The following is a 22,638-nucleotide window of genomic DNA, read 5'->3' as shown; positions in this document are numbered from 1 at the left end:
GAGACTCTTACTCTAAATAATTCGAGGTGTAGCTAGGCGACGAGTGAATGAGACGCTAGGAGCATACATCCGTATGTGCCTAGTGCGAATGAGCGAAGTCAACAACGCTACATCTTGAAGTATGACGAGACTCTTACTCTAAATAAGTCGAGGTGTAGCTAGGCGACGAGTGAAGGAGACGCTAGGAGCATACATCAGTATGTGACTAGTGCGAATGAGCGAAGTCAACAACGCTACAGCTTGAAGTATGACGAGTAAACTTGAAGTATGACGAGTAAACATCTCCTTGGTTTCAACATTATTTACAGATACATTATTCCCCATGACTGAACAACAATCTTTGCCTAATGGTGAGCTCGTTTTACGTACCCTTGCCATGCCTGCTGATACTAACGCTAATGGTGATATTTTCGGTGGCTGGTTAATGTCTCAAATGGACATCGGTGGTGCAATTTTAGCAAAAGAAATTGCGTTAGGTCGTGTCGTTACTGTAAGCGTAACAGGCATTACCTTTCTTAAACCTGTTGCTGTTGGCGATGTCGTTTGTTGCTATGCACGTTGCTTAAAAACAGGTAACTCTTCAATTACTGTTAATATTGAAGTCTGGGTTAAGAAAGTTGCCACAGAACCTGTTGGCCAACGCTATCGTGCAACAGAAGCGGTGTTTACCTACGTTGCCGTTGATGAGAATAATTCAGCTCGTCGATTACCTGAAGGTAAAGCTCACTTTACGTTAACAAGCACAATGGAATAAAACACCATTACCAAATTAACGAAAAGTATGTAAGTTGAAATACTAAAAAAGGCACTTATTAAAAGTGCCTTTTATTTATCTGGTATTAAATAATGATATCGCGTTGTGTAACGGCTAACGTTATAAAAATTAGCTTGTGGATATCCCTGTCATTTTAAACTCAATAAGAACCACTTTTCCTTTATAAGGAATTTTTTCATAACGCCACTGGCGCATAGCTCTTTTTACTTCACGTTCAAACACATTTTTTGGATCAGCAGAAATAATTTCTACATTGTCCACTCGCCCATCAGCATCAACATCAAAACGTACTTTTATAGAGCCTTCAATTCCCACAGCTTTTGCTCGCGAAGGGTATTCAGGTAAACCTTGGCGTACTACATTAGGGACTTTGCCTTCACCACTGCTTGCCACTGCAACTGGCTTTTCATCACCTTTATCGCTTGGCTTTGCCGTCGGGTTAAGATTTTTGAGATCATTACCTTTATTAACAACTAAAGGTTGTAGTCGCTCAACAGGCGGTTTGGGTTTGTCCACTGGTTTTGGCTTAGGTTTCGGTTTTGGTTCAGGCTTTTTCTCAATTGGTTTTTCGATAACAGGTTTTACATCAGGAATAGGTTCTGGCTCAGGTTCAGGCTCAACAACTGGCTCTGGCTCTGGCGGAGTAACTTCTTCAACTACAGGCTCTGGTTCGCCTGCAGGCTCATCTGCTGCAAATGCCAACATCTGTATAGAGATAGGCTCAGGTGTAACGGGCTTATCTTCTACAACATATAACATCGCAGCCGCAACAAGTGAGGCATGTAGACAAAGTGATATGAGTACCCAAAGCTTCCAACGCATAACTGATCTTATTTCACCTAAAGAAAAAATATGCCTCTAGTTTAAATGCAAATAGCAATCATATTCAATAACGTTTAGCAAAATGATTGATATTAACTGTTAAAAAGTGAAACTATGAGTTCCATTCTATGTGTTGTACAAATAAAAGTGCTCTATGTTTTCTAGAAGTATCAAGTTTACGCAGTTTATAAATTCGGAAATTACGGCGAGATTGCCCTTCTAACCATCGACGTCGTTTACGTATAGCTTGTCTCATCATTCGCCAACGAGCTACTTCAGTCCTACTGTGTCTCATACTATCAGCACCTATTTTTTCGAATAAGTGGACTATTATAAGACGTTCATTTTGTGATCCAAGGGGGGATTTATGATTTGCTTAAATTTCATCCAGTATTTAAGCATTTCTCACAAAGAAAAAATGAATAAAGAATTGTATCTTATTACTTATTTAATGCTTATCTCTTAAGAAAGAGATTTGACAGAGATAATAATCCTGATTTAATAACAACATTCGGCAAATAACAAAAATAATGAACTATTTTTAGTAAATTGCCTTTAGCTTCTCCATGCAATTCATTTTCAACGGAAAATAGCTCTACTATGACAACATTTTATACTGTATTAAGTTGGCTAACCTTTTTCTTCTATTGGCTATTAATTGCAGGGGTCACATTTCGTGTCCTAATGCACCGACGACCTGTTACATCAACAATGACATGGTTATTAATCATCTATATTCTGCCATTAGTCGGAGTTATTGCGTATTTTGCTTTTGGTGAATTACACCTAGGGAAACGACGCGTTGAACATGCTAAACAGATGTGGCCTTCTGTTGTTGCGTGGCTTGAAGACTTGAGAAAATGTAAACATATCTTTGCTACAAGTACGAGCGATATTGCAACCCCTCTTTTCCAATTAACCGCTAAACGCCAGGGTATTAGAGGTGTTAAGGGTAACAAAATTGAACTTCTAACTACCTGTGACGATTCACTAAATTCAATTACACGAGATATTAATAACGCTCGTGATAATATTGAAATGGTCTTCTATATTTGGCAATCAGGTGGTTTAGTTGACGAAGTCACCGAGGCCTTAATCAGAGCAGCTAAACGTGGTGTAAAATGCCGAGTCATGGTTGATTCCGCGGGTAGTTGGAATTTCTTCCGTACTAATGGCCCAGAAGTAATGAGAGCCGCTGGTATTGAATTCGTTGAATCACTGCATGTTAATTTATTTCGTTTCTTCTTACGCCGTATGGATTTGCGTCAACATCGAAAAATCGTATTGATCGACAATTACATTTCCTACACAGGAAGTATGAATATGGTTGATCCTCGTTATTTCAAGCAAGATTCCGGTGTGGGTCAATGGGTTGATATTATGGTAAGAATGGAAGGCCCTGTTTCTACTACATTAGGTATGATTTATGCCTTTGACTGGGAAATGGAAACGGGTGAGCGCCATCTGCCACCTCCTCCTGATGATAATATTATGCCTTGTGAGCAAGAAAGTGGTCATACAACACAAGTCATCGCCTCAGGCCCAGGGTTTCCTGATGAGCTAATTCAGCAATCACTTATTACAGCAATTTACTCCGCAAGAAAAGAATTGGTACTGACAACTCCTTATTTTGTACCTAGCGATGATCTAGCTCATGCAATCTCAACGGCTGCGATGCGAGGGGTTAATGTCAGTATTATTATTCCTCGCAGTAATGACTCTTTCCTTGTGCGTTGGGCAAGCCGTTCTTTCTTTACAGAAATGCTAGAAGCAGGTGTAAAAATATTTCAATTTGAAGATGGTTTATTACATACCAAAAGTGTAATGGTTGATGGACAACTCAGCATGGTAGGTTCAGTTAACCTTGATATGCGTAGCCTATGGTTAAACTTTGAAATTACAGTTGTCATTGATGATGAAGGTTTTGGAAGTGATTTAAGCATTGTTCAATATGATTATATTGCCCGCTCGACAGAATTAACCATGGATGAATGGGAAAAACGCCCCTTCTTAAATCGTGTATTAGAGCGTATCTGCTATTTCTTTAGCCCTCTGTTATAACAGAAATGTTATAATCGATAGACGACTAAGAACGGGTAAGATATAACGGTGCTACATTAGTCAAAACGCGATAAAAATAACGCGATAATTATTGGAACAATAGACACAGGCATTACCATGAATGAACCAACCTTAATCAGTGAAGACGACGCTTTAGAACAAGCTTATGATCTATTTTTAGCCCAAGCAGCTGATAATTTAGATGTTGCAGATCAATTATTATTTAACCTGCAATTTGAAGAACGAGGCGCAGCTGAAGTGGTTCCATTAGGTAATGATTGGCAATTTATTGTTGGTTTGCCTGTCACATCAGCCCGTTTTAGCGAAGTGATTATTGGTCTTGCTCCAGATGATGATTCTGATATCGATGATATTTTTGGTCGAGTTCTAATTAGTCGTGATCCACTACAACCTATGTTCCATATCATTTGGAAATTATAATCACTTTTCTCTTCACCTGCTGATGTTTTAGCAAAATCCGCTGTAGACCCTCGCCTAATATGGGCGAGGAACAGCCATATTGTTTCACTTAATATCTGTTACTCGAAGCATTTAGATGAATGCGCGATAGTTAAAAACATGGTGCCTTCTCTTGTCAGTGTACTGTTTTGTTTTATTGGTGGTGATTTGACCATTCTATCTATTTCAGTTGAAGAAAATTTATCACTTGCTTCATTATAAAAACACAAACATTGATCTTTACTCACATGACTATAGATATTTAATGTGTCCATACAATATTCAATAACTTTATTTTCTTGTGATTCAGAGCAAGAGGGTAATAAAAATAAAGAAAAAATAACAATTAAGGTTTTTTTCATAACTATTCCACTGTTGTGTTCGATTTATTTAATTATGAAAAAATTATTTCATTAAAGTAGGTAAGTTATTACGATATAAATCAAGTTTGAGTGGATAATTATTACTTGCATAAGATAAATAAAGAGAGTTCTTACTTTTCTTCCTATTTTATATCTTTAACATCTTTTTATTTAGTATTTATACTTATTTTTATTTAATCTTAAATGTAACAATGGAAAAGGATTTCCTTGCCCATCTAATTCTGAACGCCCTACTTGCTCAAATCCAATATAAAGATAAAAGCCAATCGCTTGAGGATTTTGTTCATTGACATCTAACTCATCAATATGCAGTGTATTTATCGCAAAAGTTGTAAGCAATTTACCACAACCATGCCCTCTAGAATTAGCATCGACAAAAAGCATTTCTAACTTATTTTCCGCCGTACCTAAAATTCCATGAATGACATTATTATTGTCTATTGCAATATAGGTATTAAGCATAGGAAAATAGTGTTCTACAATATCTTTTTTAAGCGATAAGATGATATCTTCAGATAAAAATGTATGTGTCGCTCTAACTGACGATTCCCAAACTTCAATCATTTCATCATAGTGCGAAGGTTCTGCTTTTATTACAGTTAACATAATTTCTTCTCCATAAAATATGAGATCTTAAATATTCTTTATTGACAGTCAAGTGTCCCGAATAAAAAACACACATTTAGTGTATATTAAATACATTTTGATAAGTGACATCTCAAATATAGTAATAAATATTTATGTTTATACTTAAATTAACAAAAAGGTCACATTACGTGACCTTTTGAAAATATTATTTATCAGCTTAAAATTAAAAACGATAACCGATGCCTAATACCCAAGTACCAAATTTTGCATCGTCAAATTTTGAATACTCATAAGATGCATCAATTGCTACGTTTGGGATTGGATTAATTTGTAAGCCTAATCCATAAGCCATAGAGGTTTTACTGTATTCGTCATTAACATAATAGTACTCATCATCTTGGTTAACATGACCAAAGCCGATTAAACCATAAGCACTAAAATAGTCATTAAAACGATAGCTAGGCCCTGCCGTTAATGAAACATAATCGATTTCAGTTGAACCCACTTTTCCCCAACGACTATAATAATTATAAGTTAATTTTGTGTATGTCAGTGATCCAATAACGCCCCAATCATTATCAAACTCATGATTATATTTAAAGTTAAATCCTTTAGGGTTATTATCGAATTTATCTTCACTCACTTTAATTGAACTCTGTGCATAACCTACTGACAAAGTATTATCTAATGCAGCTTGTGCATTAAAAGAAAATGTAGAAATAGCTAACAATGAAGTAGAAAGAAATATATTACGACGCATCTTTGTTCTCTATGTAAAAAAGGATAGACAAATGGAACTAAATTAAAATTTAGCTCTCTTATTAAATCGAGTGTAACACTCGATAATTTTTATTTATTAATAATACGTTATTAATAATATTTAATAAAGAAAACCTTATGATTTAAATAATAATTAAAACACCATTTGTCTCAACAATAAACTTACCTTATTTTTCACTATTACTAAAGAAATATTAAGTTCATAACGTTATGAAAAAAGAGGTAATACCAATTATTCTTTAGTTTCAGCGCTGTTTAAACATGATTAAAAGTTCAATTGAAATTCTATTGGTTATTAATCAGTAAAATAAAAGATACTCACTAAGTAAAATTAATTTGTCTTAATCTATATAACATTGACTAATATTTAAGTATATTTCTAATCTGGAATTTAAGATAAATAACCTTATTAATATTAATGTGTATAAAAAAGCCACTTATAAAGTGGCTTTTCCTTTTATATATTATTAGCAAGTTGCATTTTTAACCAAAAACTTTGCTGGCATAAATTAAAAAATTCTTTTCTACAAGGAGAAATCGGTTTGTTATTTGACTCTACAATTTCCCAAGTGATCCAACATTCTGGACATTGAGCGTCATTATCATAGTGTTCTGTTTCTATCTCTTCTGTGCATTTCAAGATGACACCATCAGGAAATAACCAAGTACAAGTTGCTCTGGTTATTTCTGTTAAGTGATCTACAAAATTCTGGGTACTTAAAATTTGATAGCTATCTTCTTGATTTACAATTTGAGATATATACTTCGCTAACATCACCTTCTCTCTTGTTTTACTTCTTCTTATCTAATGTACTCACTATAAATGAGCCGAGTTTCATGACTTTTGTTTTTCATCAATAGACAGAGACTCTTTCTTAGTCACTTCAACAAGTCCACGATAAAGAGATAAAACAATTTCTATCGCTTCTGTTTTAATAAAATCTTCAGCAATGACTTATTTATCTTCTATCTGAGTGAAAATATGCGTTTAAATAATGCTGATTCTCTTTATATAATAGAAACTCATTAAGTAACACAGAGAAAATAGTATTGGGGGTTAACGTGTGGCTTGAACAATTTGGTGTACTCAATATCTGGACATACCTTGCAGGCATGTTTTTTATTATCCTCGTTCCTGGCCCTAATACACTCTATGTGCTAAAAACAAGCGCATCTGGCGGTGTTCGCGACGGGTATCGTGCTGCATTTGGTGTGTTTTTAGGTGATGCTATTTTGATTTTTCTCGCCTTTATTGGTGTCGCATCTGTTATAAAAGCCTCTCCTGTACTCTTTACTATTGTTCGTTTTTTAGGTGCTTTTTATCTCCTTTATTTAGGAATAAAAATTATCCATGCCACTTTTTTCTCCAAAAAAGTACATTCAGAACAAACAACAACAGTACAGAAACACGTTTTTAGAAAAGCACTTACATTAAGTATGACCAATCCCAAAGCGATTCTGTTTTATATTTCATTTTTTGTTCAATTTATCGATTTTAATTATGCACATACTGGATTATCTTATTTAATCCTCGCCTCCATGCTTGAAGCATTTAGTTTTATCTATCTCTCTTTTCTAATATTTGGTGGTGTAGCCCTTGCCCGTTTCTTTGGCTCACGTAAAAATATCGCTAAATTAGGTAATGGTGTTATCGGGCTTTTCTTTATGGGATTCGCGACTAAATTAGCAACATTATCATCATGATTTTATAGTTTAATAGCCTTACTCAAGTTATAAGGCTATTACTTCTTACTTTTTACCACCTTGAAAGCGCTTAACTGTAGTTATCTATATCGAAACTACCCTACCATCTGGTATCATTGGCGACTTATCCATTTTCTTGCCATAAATAACTTTGTTTTTCACACAACTTATTATTTGAATCTATAAAATATTTTATTTATTTATCATATTGTTAAGATATCAAAACACCGAAGAACAAAGCCTTGGTTAGCAAGTTACAGAATAATCAGCAACGATATAGAACCGTAAAAAATGAGCATCCCAAAAGAGCAGTATAATTTCAACAAACTACAAAAACGCTTACGCCGTGATGTTGGGCAAGCTATCGCTGACTTTAATATGATTGAAGATGGCGACAAAATCATGGTCTGCCTTTCTGGTGGTAAAGATAGCTACACGCTACTTTCTATCTTAATGAATCTGCAAAAAAGTGCGCCAATCAATTTTTCACTTATTGCGGTCAATTTAGACCAAAAACAACCCGGATTCCCTGAGCATATTTTACCTGAGTATTTAAATGAACTTGGTGTGGAATATAAAATTGTTGAAGAGAATACCTATGGGATCGTTAAAGATATTATTCCTGAAGGTAAAACAACCTGCTCTTTATGCTCACGTTTACGCCGTGGTATTTTATATCGCACAGCGACAGAACTTGGTGCAACTAAAATCGCTTTAGGCCACCATCGTGATGATATTTTAGAAACATTGTTTTTAAATATGTTCTACGGTGGCAAGCTTAAAGGTATGCCTCCTAAATTGATGAGTGACGATGGCAAACAAATCGTTATTCGCCCTCTTGCTTATGCTCGTGAAAAAGATATTGAGCGTTTTGCACAAGCTAAACAATTCCCAATTATTCCATGTAATCTTTGTGGCTCACAACCTAATCTGCAGCGTCAAGTTATTAAAGAGATGCTAAGAGATTGGGATAAACGTTATCCTGGTCGTATTGAGACTATGTTTAGAGCAACACAAAATATTGTCCCATCACACTTATGTGATACTCAATTATTTGATTTTGCGAATATCAAACATGGTGATGAAGTCATTAATGGTGGTGACTTAGCTTTTGATAAAGACGATATTCCAGCTGTTCCAGTGATGTTCCAAGAAGAAGATGATGAACGTCCTGATTTTAGCCAAAACAAACTCGATATTGTTGAAGTGAAATAATGCACTATCTCCTAAGCCTTGTATTCAAGGTTTAGGATTTTCATGACCAAATAATCGCCAATAATAAGTGTAAGCAAAAAAAAACCGATGTTAATAAACATCGGTGTAATAATGGTCAATTATTCTGTATTAAGAACTCAATATGAGAAAAACTACAATTATGGAGCACAACGTTCATCGCTCAACGTTGTATTCACCTGCGAGAGTTATAATGCCAGATGTTCTATTTTAAAAAATTGATATATCTCAAACAGGGTTAGAGAATTCTTTTTTAAATCCATTTAGTTACGATTAATTTGCTGAAAATTTACAACCACCTGCTACGTTTTAACCACCAAGTAACAATCACAATCAAAATAAAAAGAGATAAACAAAAAATGGTAAAACCATAAGGAAACTCATTTCCCGGTATTCCACCTAAATTGACACCAAATAGCCCAGTTAGAAATGTTGTTGGTAAAAATAACATCGCCATTAGTGACATAGTATAAGTACGTCTATTCATTGCATCAGCCATCATTGATGTTATTTCATCAGCAATCACCGCAGTACGAGAAATACTACTGTCCAAATCCTCTAAACGTCGAGAAAGTCTTTCTGAGATTTCTAGCATCGTAACCCTATCGCTATCACTCATCCACGGTAATTTTTCAATAGAGAGTCTTGAGAATACATCTCGCTGAGGCGCCATATAACGCCGTAAAACAATTAACTGTTTTCTTAATAATGCAAGTTCACCTCTTGCTGGTATTTGTTGGTCGAGGATCATATCTTCCAATTCAATTAATTGGTCATGTAGCGTCTCAACAAATTCACCTATTTCATCGGTTACTGCATCAGCCATTGTAATTAACCAATCACCACTACTTTCAGGCCCATTACCTAGCTCTAAAGTATGAATAACAGAATCTACTGAATTGACTCGACGGTGACGACTTGAAACAATTGTTTGACCGTTAATATAAATTCTAAAAGCAACAAGCTCATCAGGACGATCATTAGGATTATTATTAATTGTTTGCAAATTAATGACGACACCTTCACCAATGCGCTGTGCTTTTGGCCTAACGTTCTCTGCAAGTAATATATCTTTCGCAACAGGAGGAAGTAATTCTGTCTCTTGTATCCATTGAGCACTTCGTGGTTTGCGGTAATCTAAGTGCACCCAATAGGGTTTTTCATTTGTTGCAACAGTCTCTGCCGTAATTTCTGTTGCTCCTCCATGCCCATCAAGTTGAGTCATATAAATAGCATCTGAATCTTGTATAACAGAGTCATTAATTGTTTTCACTGAGCTTCCTCCATAACTTTTGCCTTAAATGTAATACTTGAATTCAATGCTCAATTAACAAATAGGATTAATCTACCTTCATTTTATAACGCTATGTTTTGAAACGCCATTCTATACTTTTTGGCTAGCTAACTGTATATCAACACTATTTTTGTTTAATTCATCCAAAGTTTCTATTTATCTTCATTACTTTAGGATTATTACACTAAATTGAATACTGATAGTTACGTTAAGATAGTAATACTTAAAACAACAACAGGTAACTTATTTTATTTGTAGGAAAAAAATTACCTGCTGTAATTTATAATAACTATTTGCCTAGTGTATACTAAATATTCTTTAATATATTTATTGCACCCTAAAAATAAGGTCATCAATATGAAAAAATTTATCGCTATTCCTTTATTTTTGCTTTTAGCTGGATGCAATGACACAACTTCAACTGAAAGTGCAAATACAACACCATCTACGGGAACAACAAAAACACTTCTCGTCGATTCACAACTGTATGATTGTGTTGGTGTCGCACCAATGAAGTGTATGAAGGTGAAAGAGTTACCTTCTGGTGAATGGTCGCTGTTCTATCAAAACATTGATGGCTTTGAATATAAAGCAGGCACTGAATACACCTTAAAGGTTAATGTTACAAATATCCCTAACCCTCCAGCAGATGCATCAAGTGTAAAATATACACTGATTGAAGTTGTAGATAAAAAATAGAACACCGCACTAAAATCTGGCTCACAATAGGTGTTAACGCTTATTGTGAGTATTCCCACCTATTCTATTTTCTCCTATTTAAATAATATCTCATTATTACATCATCATTAAAATCATTAATAAATTTTATATTAATTAATGATTAGCTATTTATGATAGTTTGATTTTTTATTTAGTCTAAAAATTAGCACTCAAACTTTTTTTAAGAGTAATTTCAATCAATTAATATTGAAATCAACACTTATTTTACTAAAAATAGTGCTCTACATATCAACATAGAAACTCTATAATGAATAAATTAGCTCTTGTTTTAATTAGCTTAACTTTATCTTATTCCTCTACATTACACGCCTATGATAAAAGTCATACCCTCTCTATTGGCTATCTTTATGGTAAAATAAAAGGTGACACTGCAAAAGGAGAAATAATCAATTATCGTTATGAAACAGAAAACACTTGGGGGATATTAATTTCCCTACTGAATTTAAATGCCAACCGTAAAGAATATTTTATTGATCCTCGTTTTACCACACCTTCAACAGTAAGGTACCGGACTAAAACGACAGGCCTATTAATCGGTCCTACTTATAGGATAACACCTGAAATTTCTGTTTATGCTCAAATGGGGCCTAATAAATTAAAACACCAAGAGGATAAATATCACCCTAAAATAAATACAACCGATTCCCACACTGTTAATACAACTAGTGTAATTGGTCAAGTTGGCATCGATTATAATCCTGTTAAGGATATATCATTTAGCATCGGCTATCTTTACTCAGATACGACAGCAAATAAACGACATCTTGAATTAAATGTTTTACAATTATCTCTAGGCTACCGTTTTTAAATGATTTTCTAATAATTATTGCAAATCGGTAATTTCATTTAATAATAAAGGAAAACAAATAGATAATTCAGATTATGAATTCTTCATGCACCATAATTAATATATTAAATATTATTATAACTAAGTATTTATATCTATAAATAAAACAATACATAATATTTAACATCAAGCACATTGCACAATTAGTCAAAACAATACCATAAAAATGTATTAACATATCATCTGCAATGTTTATTCCTTTTGAGTCTCCTTCTGTTTTTATAACAGAGGGATTTTTTTTATAAATATCTTATTAATCATTGTAACAGTTAGATACAATTAAAAGCGTGCAATATAGGCATAAAAAATATAATTTATATTTAGACAATAATTCATCCTGCTTTATTTTGCTACGCCCCTTTTTAAAAGGGGTTCTTTTTTATACTTTTTTTATTTTCTTAGCTTACCTACTAACAATATATATCAACTTATAAATTAAAAAATTTTCACTTTTACTATTGATAATAGTATAAAAAAATACCTCAAAATAAATTTTAACTTTGAGGTATAATTTATAATCAATAATTTTATATTAGTTTAGTTTTAAGCTTCTAATTTAGTATTTACATTAATGCTTAAGAATATAAAACGTATGACTATAAGCAACATCTTCAGGGTTCTCAATGGGATACCCTTTTAACCATGGTTTTATTAAGCGTCCATTCGTATATTGATAAATAGGTGCGATTGGCGCATCTTCAGCAATCATTTGCTCTGCTCGATTATACAAATTATTTCTTTCATTTGAATCGATAGCCATGCTTGCGAATGCTAATATTTCATCATATTGTTCATTTTGATATCTCGAAATATTACCTGCATGTTTAGAGCTCAATAAACTTAAAAAAGTAGAAGGCTCATTATAATCACCGACCCAAGATGCTCTTATAACATCAAAATCCCCCGAGTTTCGGCTATCAATATATGTTTTCCATTCTTGATTACGTAATTGGACTTTCACCCCTAGCTTTTTCTTCCACATAGAAGCAACAGCAATAGCAATTTTCTGATGATTCTCTGAATTATTGTATAGCAATGAGAGGGTTAATGGATTATGAGGGCCATAACCAGCAGCAGCTAATAAGATCTTAGCTTGACTATCTAATTCATCTTGATTGTATTCATCATAAATTGTTGGTTCAGGAATAAATCCCGCCGTTACATCAGGTGTAAAACGGTTTGCTGATTTTTCCCCTGTTCCTAATACTTTATCAGTGATAATTTTTCTATCTATTGCCATCGCTAACGCTTTACGTACACGAATATCTTTTGTTGGTCCTGATTGGGTATTAAAAGCGTAATAATAAGTTCCTAACTGGTCTGGAATGTATACCTCATTAGGAATATCTTTCATTAATTTATGATATAAATTTTTCGGGAACGACTCTGTAATATCAATATCACCAGCTAAATAACGTTTAGTCGCATGTGATTCATGATTAATTGGCACAAAAGTGACCTTGGTTAATACTGTATTTTTATGATCCCAATAATAAGGATTTGGCGTCAATACAATTTTTTCATTAACCACTCTATCTTTTAATACAAAGGCGCCATTGCCCACTAAATTACCAACGTTGATCCATTCTGAACCATATTTTTCAACATGATGACGAGGCACTGGATATAGTGAAAAATTAGTCGTTAAACTTGGAAAATAAGAAACCGGCCTCTCTAATGTCACTTTTAGTGTTTTTTCATCTATCGCTTCTACACCTAATGATGTTGGTTTTAATTTTCCATCAATAATCTTTTGTGCATTTTCAATAGATGCAAGTGATGCATACCATGCAAAAGGTGAAAGATTCTTAGGGTCAACTAGCCTTTGCCAACTATAGACAAAATCTGTAGCTGTTACTTTTTCACCATTAGACCATTTTGCATTATCACGTAAAGTGAAGATCCATACACGATTATCTTCTGTACGCCAACTTTGAGCGACACCCGGAATAGGACGTCCATGCTCATCTTCTATCGTCAACCCTTCAAATAAATCACGTTGCACTTGAGCTTCTGTTAACCCTACTGCATTAATAGGATCAAGTGATGCAGGCTCATCTTTTAAATGCCGAACTACTTCTTGCTTTTTATCGAGTATCGTTCCTGCAGGGACTACTGCCGCATTTACCTGCGACATGATTAATCCTTGAACGACAAGTGCACATGAGATGACGAATATTTTGCGCATGTCTGTTTCGTCCTGTAATCTGTATGGGAATGAACTGCACAATTATAAGAGCCTGATAAAAAGGCACAATCACTGATTACAAATATTTTATAAATTTTTATGTTTTTAGTGGTGAATATGCCAATAATGGCAAATTTTTATAATGGTTAAGCATTAACGATAATTATCGTTAATAATGAGTATTAATAACAATTAGTCTGACAACTAATAAAGGAGAACAACAATGGCACATCAAGTTACTTTACAAGGAAATTCAGTGGCACTTGCGGGTAATTTCCCAACAGTAGGTCAAAAAGCTGCAGATTTCTCTCTCGTTGGTAAAGATCTTAATGATGTTTCTTTAGCGAATTTTGCAGGTAAACGTAAAGTTTTAAACATTTTCCCAAGTGTCGATACAGGGGTTTGTGCTGCAAGTGTTCGTCAGTTCAATAAAGTTGCAAATGAATTAAATAACACTGTTGTTTTATGTATTTCTGCTGACTTACCTTTTGCTCAAGCACGTTTTTGCGGTGCTGAAGGCTTAGATAATGTAGTAACATTATCAACAATGCGTGGCGCTGAATTTAAAGAAAATTACGGTGTTGCAATTACATCAGGACCGTTAGCTGGTTTAACTAGCCGTGCTGTGATTGTTTTAGATGAAAATAATACCGTTATCTATACCCAATTAGTTGATGAGATCACAACAGAACCAAATTATGATGATGCATTAAATGCATTGAAATAATATTGTTCATAAAAAAATAGACGAGCATCTGGCTCGTCTATTTTTTATTGGATAGAAAAAATCATCATGACATTAAATCTTATGATTTGTCATTCTTATTATTTGTCAAATTATATTCTCTTAGTTTGTTCGCAATCGCTGTATGTGAGATCCCTAAGCGTTTTGCTAATTTACGTGTACTTGGATAATCACGATATAAACGAGCCAAAATAGAAGCTTCAAAACGTTTTGTCATTTCATCTAATGAGCCTTCTAATAAATTCTCATCAAACATCGTTTCTTCTGTATGTTCAGGTAAAGCAATATCTTGGACTCGTAACGTATTTCCACTTAATTGCGCCATTGCTTGATAAACGATATTTCGTAATTGACGAATATTACCAGGCCAAGAATATTGTTTTAAATAATTTGAGAAATCAGCAGAAATAGACGGTACGCCCATCTTCTGTTCTTGACAATATTGATTAATAAAATGAGTTGCTAGCGGAATTATATCGTCCCTTCTTTCTCTTAATGGAGGCAAAGTAAGTGTTAATACATTCAGTCGATAATAAAGATCTTCCCTAAATAGACCTTTTTGCACTAATTCCCACAAGTTTTTCTGAGTAGCACAAATAATACGCACATCAACATTAACTTCTTCTTCTTCGCCTACTCTACGGAACGTTCCATCATTTAAAAAACGTAAAAGCTTAATCTGCATTTGCGGTGACATTTCACCAATTTCATCAAGTAATACAGTGCCACCATTAGCTTGTTCAAAAAATCCTTTTTTTCCTTCTACTGCATTAGGATAAGCACCTGCAGCATAGCCAAATAACTCACTTTCCACAACATCATCAGGCATTGATGCACAATTTAATCCAAGAAATGGATACCTTAAACGGTTACTCAATAAATGACAGGCTTTTGCTAATAAATCCTTACCTGTGCCAGTTTCCCCCACTAACAACAATGGATCATCCATAATTGCCATTTTTTTTGCTCTAGCAATAACTTGCTTCATTTTGGGAGTAACTGCAATTATTTGATTAAAACCACTTTGATCATTAGCAACTAATTTAGGGTGATCATAAATAATAGTATGGTATTTCAATAAAACAAAAGCGCCAACACAATGATTATATTGATTATCATCAGTAAGTTTTATTGGGACTATTTCCATTTCAAAATCTTGTTTTTTCAGCGTAATTGGCACCATCTGAATAAAATGCTCTTTTTGCTCTAAAAAACGGTGGATATTAAAATTTGGAATCAATTGGTTAAACGTTTTCTCAGAATTATCATCTGGAGATATACCAAATAGTAACCTTGTTGCAGGATTTAATAATTTAACCTTACCTTTTGTATCTATAGAAAAAACAGGTACTGGTACAGATTCTAATAATGTCCAAATTGCACGATGCTCTTGCTCTGAAGGCATAAATGCAACTGTACGTACATCAATAACACCGTTTATTCTACGAATTTCTGCCATTAATGGTTGAAAAATATCAAAATCAATCTGTGAAAAATTCAGGTAAATCAAACCGATTGGAAATATTTCAATTCCACGTAAATCAATATTTTTTAATACCAGCAGATCTAATAATTCACGGGTTAACCCGATGCGATCTTTACAAGTGACCTCTAAACGCATTATGAACCTTCTTAATACTGAGTGACCCTGAACTAATTCTAGATATTATACATAAATATCAACGAAATAAAGAAGATTGTCAGTAAAGGTTGACACCATTAGCATTTATTTTTACACAATTAAACTAATAACTTGATTTTTAACCTAGATTATTTATGCCTTAAAAAAACCAAATAATGAAAAAGAAGAGGTTTTAATTATTTTTTTCAGTTCAAAATCTATAAGATATTCGATATCCTTCACCAAAGGAGTTAATTCCTGACTGATTACTTTTTTGATGGTTTTACATCCATTTTCAAAACAAAAAAGCAAAAATTCCAGTGCATTTATTGCCTTTTCTTTCTTATCTGATTCAGTCAAATATTCAAAAAATTGGGATATCTCTTTTATTTGAAATGGCTTAGATTGCTTTTGGTATTGTCTCTTCTTAATCTCACTCGTCGTTTCGCTAAGGATTGGAATTAAAATACTTAATTGACTATCAATATTTTCGATATTTAATGTAGATTTTAAATAAAGTTCACGTCTTTTTTTTGAAAGTTTCTTTATTACTGATATTTGTATTCCTTTCATTTTTTCACCTTATTGAAAATATTATTTATTTTCTCTATTTTTTAAAATAAAAATCATCACTATTTCTTGAATAGTAAATTAATTAAAAAGTAGATATATCAAATATACATGCTTATAATAATTACCTTTGAGTGATATTTAACGCCATTTATCACACTAAAATCAATACTATTTTCTGTCAAAAAAAGAATATTTTGATTAAAATTACAAATATTTCACCAGGAAAACACACATTAACCTTTATATACAATAAGTTATAGTACCTTTTGTTTTATCACTAACTTACTCTTTTTAAGAAGTATATCAAAGTAGTTTTATTTTAAAATAATAACATCATTGGTAATAAAATTATAAAAATACTTTATAGCACTCAGTGCATTATTTTAATAATAATATCTTATTATCTTCGTCATTAGGGCTATTTTATATAAATAATACTTTATCAGGCTTTATATAAAAAAACCGCAGAATAAACTCTGCGGTTTTTATTTGAAATAATTAAAAGATAATCATTTATTCTTTCTTCTTACTACCAATGGTATTTTTTAATTTTCCGATTAGCTCTTTTCTAAAATCACCTAATTTAGGTTTATTATCGTCTATCCAAGGTAAAGGACGACATAATTCCATTGCTTTTATTCCTAATCGTGCGGTTAATAACCCAGCACCAATACCTTGAGCAGCTCTTGTTGATAATCGTGCAGCAAGATCTTGTGAAAGCCAGTCCATTCCGACTTCTCTAACGAGTTCTGTCGCCCCAGCAAATGCAATATTGACGAGAACAAGTCGAAAGAGTTTTAAACGACTATAATAGCCTAATTCAATACCGTAAATTTCTGCAATACGATTAATTAAACGAATATTGCGCCAACCAATAAAGGCCATATCAACCATTGCCAGCGGACTGACTGCGATCATTAAGGTTGACTCTGCAGCAGAACGACTAATTTCAGCTCTTGCTTGTTTATCCAAAACAGGCTGAACAAGTTGGCTATAAAGTTCTAATACTTCTTTATCATTATGTGTGTCATGCAATGCACTTTGCCAACGAATTAATGCGGGATGTTGTGAACCAATACCCGCTTGTTTTGCAAGTTTTTCACAAAATGCTCGACCATTTCCCATCGCATGGCTATATAGTAATTCTTTGGCTTTATCTCTTTCATCTGCACGTTGGCGTAAACGATAAATACGGCGCCACTCTGTTATCACTGATCCAATACCAGCAACAACAATTAAGCCACCAGCACTAGCTGCCCCCAATGCAATCCAGTCAGAGTTTATCCATGAGTCATAAATCCATTGTCCAGTTTGGGCAATAACACTGATCCCTAAAAGGGTACTCGCAATCGTTAATAAACGTTTCCAGACACTTTTTTTAGGTTTTAAAATTGATTGAACATCACCTTCCAATTGTCCTTCATTCTCTTCATCCAACGGTGGATCAATCGGTAAAAACTGCTCATTTTCATTAAAGCCAATACCTTTTTTCAAGGTAACTTCTTCTTGAAGTATGGGCTCTTTAAAATCAATTCGCGATTTTAATGGCTCATTCATTTTAATTTATCCCCTAGCAAGAACTCCATTGCACTATCCATTCGAATATGAGGTACCGCACTATCTCTTGATATTTGTTGCGGTCTAAAAGATTCGAAACTAAACCCTTGTTTTTCCCAAAACTCTTTTTCAGGTAATCGCTTAGGAACCTCTCCAGGGAAATAGACTAATGGTGTGTTATCGCTTAAACGAAAGCCTTTTAAGGCTGGTATTTTTTCACCATGATGATCAACAATTCCACTTTCAGTTGCCGCAATAGAAGCAAGTCCCATGCAATCAATACTGATCCCTTCAAAAATAGCATTTTGTTTAGCATCTTGAATAAGCTGTTGAAGTAATGACACTAAATTTTCATGTTGATCAACCGTGATGTGATCAGCTTTTGTGGCTGCAAAAAGAAGCTTATCGATACAAGGTGAAAATAAGCGTCTAAGTAAGGTTCTTTTTCCATAATGAAAACTACGCATTAATTGTGTTAATGCTTGACGCATATCATTAAACACATCTGCACCTTGATTTAAAGGTTGTAAACAATCAACCAAAACAATTTGTCTATCAAACCCTTGAAAATGATCACGATAAAAACCTTTTACAACATGCTGTCCATAATATTCATAGCGCTGTTTTAACATACCAATATTAGTACGTTTATCTGCGTTCTTTAATTTAGCAATATCGTATTTTTGTAAATCAGCCCATGGGAAAAACTGCAAAACAGGCGCTCCAGCTAATTCACCGGGTAATACAAAACGTCCTGGCTGAATAAAATGAAGACCTTCATTTTTACATGCTAATAAATAGTCAGTGTAAGCAGAGGCAATATCAGCTAGTAATGTTTCATCAGCCTGTGCAAAAGGATCACATTTTTTAAGGAGTAATTGCCAATGTTGTTCTGGTGATGTTCTTTGGCGATTGACCTTATTCATTTGCTCTGACCATTCAAAATAGTCTTGCTCAAGCATAGGTAAATCTAATAGCCATTCGCCGGGGTAATCAACAATTTCTAAATAAAGAGAAGATGTTTCTTTTATAAAACGAGTTAAAGATTCATTAGAGCGATAACGTAGCTGCAAACGAATTTCGCTGACCCCTTTTGTAGGAACGGGCCAACTTGGCGGTGTATGATAAAGAGCGTCCATTCCTTCATCATAAGTAAAACGAGGAATATTTAAATTGTGTTGAGGAATACGTTTTACACCTAGTAATTGCTTATTTCGTGCTGCCGAAAATAACGGTAAACGCGCACCAGTATGCACATTAATAAGTTGATTAACTAAAGAGGTAATAAATGCTGTTTTACCGCTTCGACTTAATCCAGTGACGGCCAAACGAAGATGCCTATCAACACCACGATTAATAAAAGCTGTAAGTTCATTTTGTAGGCGTTTCATGTTTCTCCCAAGACATTTGACGCGATAGCTTATTCAAACCTACTTTGATAATAGGTTCAGCTATCAATAGAACCAGCCAACGTAACGGTTTGCTACTTACTCGTTTTAATATACCGCCGGTGATTGCTGCTGGCCCAAATAAAGTAAATAACATTAACCCAAATGTTACCCCTTTTTTGGCTAATTGGGCGAGTTTATTTGTTTTTAAAGAAACGAATACTTGATTGGAATTCACAATACACTCCTCAATCAGACATTTTACTCTCTCAATACAAATGTTGAAAAAGATATACGGGTTGAAAGAAAGACGCTCCTAAATGGAGCGTCTTATCAGATTAAATGACAAAAAATATTACAAATCTCGAAAGCGTTTATTTAACTGATAAGTAGAAGAGGTAATATAACGTTCCATTTGTTGTAAACGTTTTTCACCTTGCATCAATTGATTATCTACTCCGCTTAATATCTCTTTTAAGCTCTCTTGCTGATCTTCATCTTTCTGGTAATTAGCTGGAGCTGGCTCCATAAACAAACTTAAGACAAAATAAGCAACTATAGTTAAACCAAAAAAGCCAGCAAACAGCGCAATCACAGCAATAACCCTGATAAGCAAAACAGGAATATTAAAATAATGGGCTAGGCCTGCGCATACGCCACGGATCACGCCCTCTTGTGGCAAGCGATACAATTGTTTGCTCTGCATCGTCATTGTGATTGCCTCCAGTTAGGATGTTCTGCATCAAGTATTTGTTCTAATGCCTTAATGCGCTCCTGCATTTGCTGAGCTTTATCCACCAGCGCGCTCAGTCGCTGCATTTCTTGATGGGTTAACTGAACATTACCTCCACCTTTTTGACTGTTATAGTGCAACCACAACCAAATAGGGAGAATAAATAAAACGAAAATTGTCAGTGGTATTCCCAGAAATATATAGCCCATTACATATCCTTTATAAGATGGTTATTACGCTTGCTGTTACTCTTTGTTGATATTGATTTTAGCTTTTAATGCCGCTAATTGCGCGCTAATTTCATCATCAGCTTTTAATTCAGCAAACTGTTGGTCTAATGATTTCTCTTTACCTAACCCGTAACTTTGAGCTTCACCTTCCATATGATCAATACGGCGTTCAAACTGTTCAAAACGCGCCATTGCTGCATCCATTTTTCCACTATCCAATTGACGACGAACTTGGCGAGATGAGTTTGCAGCTTGATGACGCACAACTAAAGACTGCTGTTTTGCGCGTGTTTCAGTTAACTTATTTTCTAACTCGCTAATTTCGCCTTTTAAACGCGTTAGCGTTTCATCAATAATAATCAATTCGTGTTTCAATGTATCATTTACTGACGCTACACGTTGTTTTTCGATTAATGCTGCACGAGCTAAATCTTCTTTTTCCTTAATAAGAGCCAACTCTGCTTTATCCTGCCAATCTTTCATCTGTTTTTCAGCTTGTTCGATACGGCGCTCTAATCCTTTCTTTTCAGCTAAAGTGCGTGCAGAAGTTGTACGGATTTCAACTAACATATCTTCCATTTCTTGGATCATTAGGCGGATCATTTTTTCAGGATCTTCCGCTTTATCTAATAAAGAAGCGATGTTGGCATTAATAATGTCAGCAAAACGTGAAAATATACCCATGATGTTATCCTTAATAGCTATGCTAATTAGTAACGTGAAATTATCTCAATAATGGCGCACTGTCGTAACGCCCGCATAATCTAATTAATACAATTTGCGTGCCAACTTTTAAAATTCACTTAACTCATTAATAATAGGCGACTTATATTATTCGCCTATTTTTCGAACACCTGATAAACTGGTAAAAAATACCTTTAAATGGTGAGTTTGACCAATGAATGAGAATTTAGAGACAATAATCGGCGTTGATAACCAATTTATTGATGTATTGGAACAAACCTCAGCACTTGCTCAATTAAAAAAGCCTGTATTAATTATTGGTGAACGAGGTACAGGTAAAGAGTTAATTGCTCATCGATTACACTACCTCGCTCCCTGGTGGCAAGGGCCTTTTATTTCGATCAACTGTTCTGCGCTCAATGATAATTTACTTGATTCTGAGCTTTTTGGTCATGAAGCGGGCGCTTTTACTGGCGCTAAAAATCGTCATCAAGGGCGTTTTGAACGTGCAGATGGAGGTTCTCTTTTCCTTGATGAACTGGCGACTGCGCCCATGCTTGTGCAAGAAAAACTTCTACGTGTCATTGAGTACGGTCATTTAGAACGCGTTGGAGGCAGTCAATCTCTGCATGTTGATGTTAGGCTTATTTGCGCAACAAACGCAGATTTACCCGCAATGGCAGAAGAAGGTAAGTTTCGTGCCGATTTACTGGATAGATTAGCGTTTGATGTGATTAGGCTTCCACCATTAAGAGAGCGACGCGCAGATATTATGTTGCTTGCTGAAAATTTCGCTATCTCAATGTGCCAAGAATTAGGTTTGCCTTTTTTCCCTGGTTTTAGTCATAGTGCGTGCCAAGTGCTTTTAGATTACTCATGGCCAGGTAATATTCGTGAACTCAAAAACGTTGTGGAACGCTCAGTTTATCGTCATGGAACCAGTGACAACACACTCAATAATATTATTATTGACCCCTTCGCTGGTTTTCAGACATCAAAAACCCCTGCATTAAAGGCATCGTCTAAAGAAAATTTTTCACTACCTGCATTACCGTTGGATTTACGCCAATGGCAAAACGATGTAGAAAAAAAATTAGTGAATAATGCATTAAAAGAGAGCTTATATAACCAAAAAGAGGCCGCAGAAAAGTTATCACTAAGCTATGATCAATTTAGAGGGCTAATTAAAAAACATCAAATAGCGACTTAATGTATTGATAAATATAATTTTT

General features: G+C 34.4%; 25 protein-coding genes. 9 read left to right on the top strand and 16 right to left on the bottom strand.

The genetic code is table 11. The features are described 5' to 3' along the window. The first annotated feature begins 322 nt into the window (after positions 1-322). The gene (yciA, locus tag DK858_RS10485; protein WP_006536988.1) at positions 323-754 is read left to right on the top strand and encodes an acyl-CoA thioester hydrolase YciA; all 432 of its coding nucleotides are present in this window, start codon (positions 323-325) and stop codon (positions 752-754) included. 129 nt (positions 755-883) lie between these two features. On the opposite strand, the gene tonB is transcribed toward yciA, so the two are convergent. After that, entirely contained in the window at positions 884-1,597 is a 714-nt protein-coding gene (gene tonB, locus DK858_RS10480) for a TonB system transport protein TonB (protein ID WP_109397341.1), read from the bottom strand. Positions 1,598-1,709: 112 nt separating this feature from the next. Beyond that, entirely contained in the window at positions 1,710-1,892 is a 183-nt protein-coding gene (locus DK858_RS10475; protein WP_036913581.1) for a YciY family protein, read from the bottom strand. Positions 1,893-2,197: 305 nt separating this feature from the next. On the opposite strand from DK858_RS10475, the gene cls reads away from it, so the two are divergent. Further along, positions 2,198-3,658 carry a cardiolipin synthase gene (gene cls, locus DK858_RS10470; RefSeq protein ID WP_109397340.1) on the top strand — a complete coding sequence of 487 codons (1,461 nt, stop codon included), beginning with the start codon at positions 2,198-2,200 and terminating at the stop codon, positions 3,656-3,658. A 117-nt stretch (positions 3,659-3,775) separates the two neighbouring features. Continuing rightward, positions 3,776-4,099 carry an HI1450 family dsDNA-mimic protein gene (locus tag DK858_RS10465; protein ID WP_109397339.1) on the top strand — a complete coding sequence of 108 codons (324 nt, stop codon included), beginning with the start codon at positions 3,776-3,778 and terminating at the stop codon, positions 4,097-4,099. Positions 4,100-4,197: 98 nt separating this feature from the next. On the opposite strand, the gene DK858_RS10460 is transcribed toward DK858_RS10465, so the two are convergent. The 4 genes from DK858_RS10460 to DK858_RS10445 all read right to left on the bottom strand — a co-directional run bounded on the left by DK858_RS10460 (position 4,198) and on the right by DK858_RS10445 (position 6,643). Further along, positions 4,198-4,479 (bottom strand): hypothetical protein, encoded by a 282-nt coding sequence (locus tag DK858_RS10460; RefSeq protein ID WP_109397338.1) that lies wholly within the window; start codon positions 4,477-4,479, stop codon positions 4,198-4,200. A gap of 171 nt (positions 4,480-4,650) precedes the next feature. Next, positions 4,651-5,106: a GNAT family N-acetyltransferase gene (locus DK858_RS10455; protein WP_109397337.1), complete on the bottom strand. Its 456-nt coding sequence runs from the start codon at positions 5,104-5,106 to the stop codon at positions 4,651-4,653. Between the two features lie 205 nt (positions 5,107-5,311). Further along, positions 5,312-5,848, bottom strand: coding sequence for an Ail/Lom family outer membrane beta-barrel protein (locus tag DK858_RS10450; protein WP_109397336.1), 537 nt, complete (start codon positions 5,846-5,848; stop codon positions 5,312-5,314). A 477-nt stretch (positions 5,849-6,325) separates the two neighbouring features. Continuing rightward, complete coding sequence (locus DK858_RS10445; protein ID WP_109397335.1) at positions 6,326-6,643, bottom strand: hypothetical protein; 318 nt, start codon at positions 6,641-6,643, stop codon at positions 6,326-6,328. Positions 6,644-6,930: 287 nt separating this feature from the next. Here DK858_RS10445 and leuE point away from each other — a divergent pair, with 287 nt between their 5' ends. Both leuE and ttcA read left to right on the top strand, forming a co-directional pair. Then, positions 6,931-7,572, top strand: coding sequence for a leucine efflux protein LeuE (gene leuE, locus DK858_RS10435; protein ID WP_036913180.1), 642 nt, complete (start codon positions 6,931-6,933; stop codon positions 7,570-7,572). A 291-nt stretch (positions 7,573-7,863) separates the two neighbouring features. Then, positions 7,864-8,787 (top strand): tRNA 2-thiocytidine(32) synthetase TtcA, encoded by a 924-nt coding sequence (ttcA, locus tag DK858_RS10430; protein WP_109397334.1) that lies wholly within the window; start codon positions 7,864-7,866, stop codon positions 8,785-8,787. Positions 8,788-9,094: 307 nt separating this feature from the next. Here the strand turns inward: ttcA and zntB are convergent, their stop codons facing one another. Further along, positions 9,095-10,078 (bottom strand): zinc transporter ZntB, encoded by a 984-nt coding sequence (gene zntB, locus DK858_RS10425; RefSeq protein ID WP_109397333.1) that lies wholly within the window; start codon positions 10,076-10,078, stop codon positions 9,095-9,097. A gap of 378 nt (positions 10,079-10,456) precedes the next feature. On the opposite strand from zntB, the gene DK858_RS10420 reads away from it, so the two are divergent. Both DK858_RS10420 and DK858_RS10415 read left to right on the top strand, forming a co-directional pair. Next, entirely contained in the window at positions 10,457-10,798 is a 342-nt protein-coding gene (locus tag DK858_RS10420; protein ID WP_109397332.1) for a DUF4377 domain-containing protein, read from the top strand. 289 nt (positions 10,799-11,087) lie between these two features. Beyond that, entirely contained in the window at positions 11,088-11,648 is a 561-nt protein-coding gene (locus tag DK858_RS10415; protein WP_109397331.1) for an Ail/Lom family outer membrane beta-barrel protein, read from the top strand. A 607-nt stretch (positions 11,649-12,255) separates the two neighbouring features. Here DK858_RS10415 and DK858_RS10410 read toward each other — a convergent pair. Next, positions 12,256-13,824 (bottom strand): peptide ABC transporter substrate-binding protein, encoded by a 1,569-nt coding sequence (locus DK858_RS10410; protein ID WP_228407289.1) that lies wholly within the window; start codon positions 13,822-13,824, stop codon positions 12,256-12,258. A gap of 274 nt (positions 13,825-14,098) precedes the next feature. On the opposite strand from DK858_RS10410, the gene tpx reads away from it, so the two are divergent. After that, the gene (gene tpx, locus DK858_RS10405; protein WP_109397329.1) at positions 14,099-14,602 is read left to right on the top strand and encodes a thiol peroxidase; all 504 of its coding nucleotides are present in this window, start codon (positions 14,099-14,101) and stop codon (positions 14,600-14,602) included. 79 nt (positions 14,603-14,681) lie between these two features. On the opposite strand, the gene tyrR is transcribed toward tpx, so the two are convergent. The 8 genes from tyrR to pspA form a co-directional block, all read right to left on the bottom strand. Beyond that, positions 14,682-16,241, bottom strand: a complete 1,560-nt coding sequence (gene tyrR, locus DK858_RS10400) for a transcriptional regulator TyrR (RefSeq protein WP_109397328.1) — start codon at positions 16,239-16,241, stop codon at positions 14,682-14,684. Positions 16,242-16,394: 153 nt separating this feature from the next. Continuing rightward, positions 16,395-16,814 (bottom strand): hypothetical protein, encoded by a 420-nt coding sequence (locus DK858_RS10395; protein ID WP_228407287.1) that lies wholly within the window; start codon positions 16,812-16,814, stop codon positions 16,395-16,397. A 513-nt stretch (positions 16,815-17,327) separates the two neighbouring features. Beyond that, positions 17,328-18,371 carry a YcjF family protein gene (locus DK858_RS10390; RefSeq protein WP_109397327.1) on the bottom strand — a complete coding sequence of 348 codons (1,044 nt, stop codon included), beginning with the start codon at positions 18,369-18,371 and terminating at the stop codon, positions 17,328-17,330. Then, positions 18,368-19,762, bottom strand: coding sequence for a YcjX family GTP-binding protein (locus tag DK858_RS10385; protein ID WP_109397326.1), 1,395 nt, complete (start codon positions 19,760-19,762; stop codon positions 18,368-18,370). The genes DK858_RS10390 and DK858_RS10385 overlap by 4 nt, the downstream gene beginning before the upstream one ends. Further along, a complete protein-coding gene (locus DK858_RS10380) occupies positions 19,743-19,997 on the bottom strand; it encodes a peptide permease (RefSeq protein ID WP_228407286.1) in 255 nt (84 codons plus the stop codon). Before DK858_RS10380 ends, DK858_RS10385 begins: the two co-directional genes overlap by 20 nt. A 117-nt stretch (positions 19,998-20,114) precedes the next feature. Further along, the gene (pspC, locus tag DK858_RS10375; RefSeq protein ID WP_109397324.1) at positions 20,115-20,471 is read right to left on the bottom strand and encodes an envelope stress response membrane protein PspC; all 357 of its coding nucleotides are present in this window, start codon (positions 20,469-20,471) and stop codon (positions 20,115-20,117) included. Beyond that, positions 20,468-20,701 (bottom strand): envelope stress response membrane protein PspB, encoded by a 234-nt coding sequence (gene pspB, locus DK858_RS10370; RefSeq protein ID WP_109397323.1) that lies wholly within the window; start codon positions 20,699-20,701, stop codon positions 20,468-20,470. The genes pspC and pspB overlap by 4 nt, the downstream gene beginning before the upstream one ends. Before the next feature lie 36 nt (positions 20,702-20,737). Then, positions 20,738-21,406: a phage shock protein PspA gene (gene pspA / locus DK858_RS10365; RefSeq protein ID WP_072062534.1), complete on the bottom strand. Its 669-nt coding sequence runs from the start codon at positions 21,404-21,406 to the stop codon at positions 20,738-20,740. A 214-nt stretch (positions 21,407-21,620) separates the two neighbouring features. Here pspA and pspF point away from each other — a divergent pair, with 214 nt between their 5' ends. Continuing rightward, complete coding sequence (gene pspF / locus DK858_RS10360; protein WP_109397322.1) at positions 21,621-22,616, top strand: phage shock protein operon transcriptional activator; 996 nt, start codon at positions 21,621-21,623, stop codon at positions 22,614-22,616. Positions 22,617-22,638 lie beyond the last annotated feature (22 nt).

The sequence above is a fragment of the Proteus faecis genome (assembly GCF_003144395.1).
Classification (GTDB): Bacteria; Pseudomonadota; Gammaproteobacteria; order Enterobacterales; family Enterobacteriaceae; genus Proteus; species Proteus faecis.
This window is presented reverse-complemented; position numbering and strand designations above follow the sequence as displayed.

Coding starts and splice junctions, on each gene's coding strand:
- pspC (WP_109397324.1), bottom strand. CDS start 20,471: ATGACGATGCAGAGCAAACAATTGTATCGCTTGCCACAAGAGGGCGTG.
- pspA (WP_072062534.1), bottom strand. CDS start 21,406: ATGGGTATATTTTCACGTTTTGCTGACATTATTAATGCCAACATCGCT.
- DK858_RS10445 (WP_109397335.1), bottom strand. CDS start 6,643: ATGTTAGCGAAGTATATATCTCAAATTGTAAATCAAGAAGATAGCTAT.
- pspF (WP_109397322.1), top strand. CDS start 21,621: ATGAATGAGAATTTAGAGACAATAATCGGCGTTGATAACCAATTTATT.
- cls (WP_109397340.1), top strand. CDS start 2,198: ATGACAACATTTTATACTGTATTAAGTTGGCTAACCTTTTTCTTCTAT.
- DK858_RS10460 (WP_109397338.1), bottom strand. CDS start 4,479: ATGAAAAAAACCTTAATTGTTATTTTTTCTTTATTTTTATTACCCTCT.
- DK858_RS10390 (WP_109397327.1), bottom strand. CDS start 18,371: ATGAATGAGCCATTAAAATCGCGAATTGATTTTAAAGAGCCCATACTT.
- DK858_RS10465 (WP_109397339.1), top strand. CDS start 3,776: ATGAATGAACCAACCTTAATCAGTGAAGACGACGCTTTAGAACAAGCT.
- pspB (WP_109397323.1), bottom strand. CDS start 20,701: ATGGGCTATATATTTCTGGGAATACCACTGACAATTTTCGTTTTATTT.
- tyrR (WP_109397328.1), bottom strand. CDS start 16,241: ATGCGTTTAGAGGTCACTTGTAAAGATCGCATCGGGTTAACCCGTGAA.
- DK858_RS10455 (WP_109397337.1), bottom strand. CDS start 5,106: ATGTTAACTGTAATAAAAGCAGAACCTTCGCACTATGATGAAATGATT.
- ttcA (WP_109397334.1), top strand. CDS start 7,864: ATGAGCATCCCAAAAGAGCAGTATAATTTCAACAAACTACAAAAACGC.
- DK858_RS10410 (WP_228407289.1), bottom strand. CDS start 13,824: ATGTCGCAGGTAAATGCGGCAGTAGTCCCTGCAGGAACGATACTCGAT.
- DK858_RS10475 (WP_036913581.1), bottom strand. CDS start 1,892: ATGAGACACAGTAGGACTGAAGTAGCTCGTTGGCGAATGATGAGACAA.
- DK858_RS10395 (WP_228407287.1), bottom strand. CDS start 16,814: ATGAAAGGAATACAAATATCAGTAATAAAGAAACTTTCAAAAAAAAGA.
- DK858_RS10385 (WP_109397326.1), bottom strand. CDS start 19,762: ATGAAACGCCTACAAAATGAACTTACAGCTTTTATTAATCGTGGTGTT.
- DK858_RS10450 (WP_109397336.1), bottom strand. CDS start 5,848: ATGCGTCGTAATATATTTCTTTCTACTTCATTGTTAGCTATTTCTACA.
- tpx (WP_109397329.1), top strand. CDS start 14,099: ATGGCACATCAAGTTACTTTACAAGGAAATTCAGTGGCACTTGCGGGT.
- DK858_RS10415 (WP_109397331.1), top strand. CDS start 11,088: ATGAATAAATTAGCTCTTGTTTTAATTAGCTTAACTTTATCTTATTCC.
- DK858_RS10420 (WP_109397332.1), top strand. CDS start 10,457: ATGAAAAAATTTATCGCTATTCCTTTATTTTTGCTTTTAGCTGGATGC.
- yciA (WP_006536988.1), top strand. CDS start 323: ATGACTGAACAACAATCTTTGCCTAATGGTGAGCTCGTTTTACGTACC.
- tonB (WP_109397341.1), bottom strand. CDS start 1,597: ATGCGTTGGAAGCTTTGGGTACTCATATCACTTTGTCTACATGCCTCA.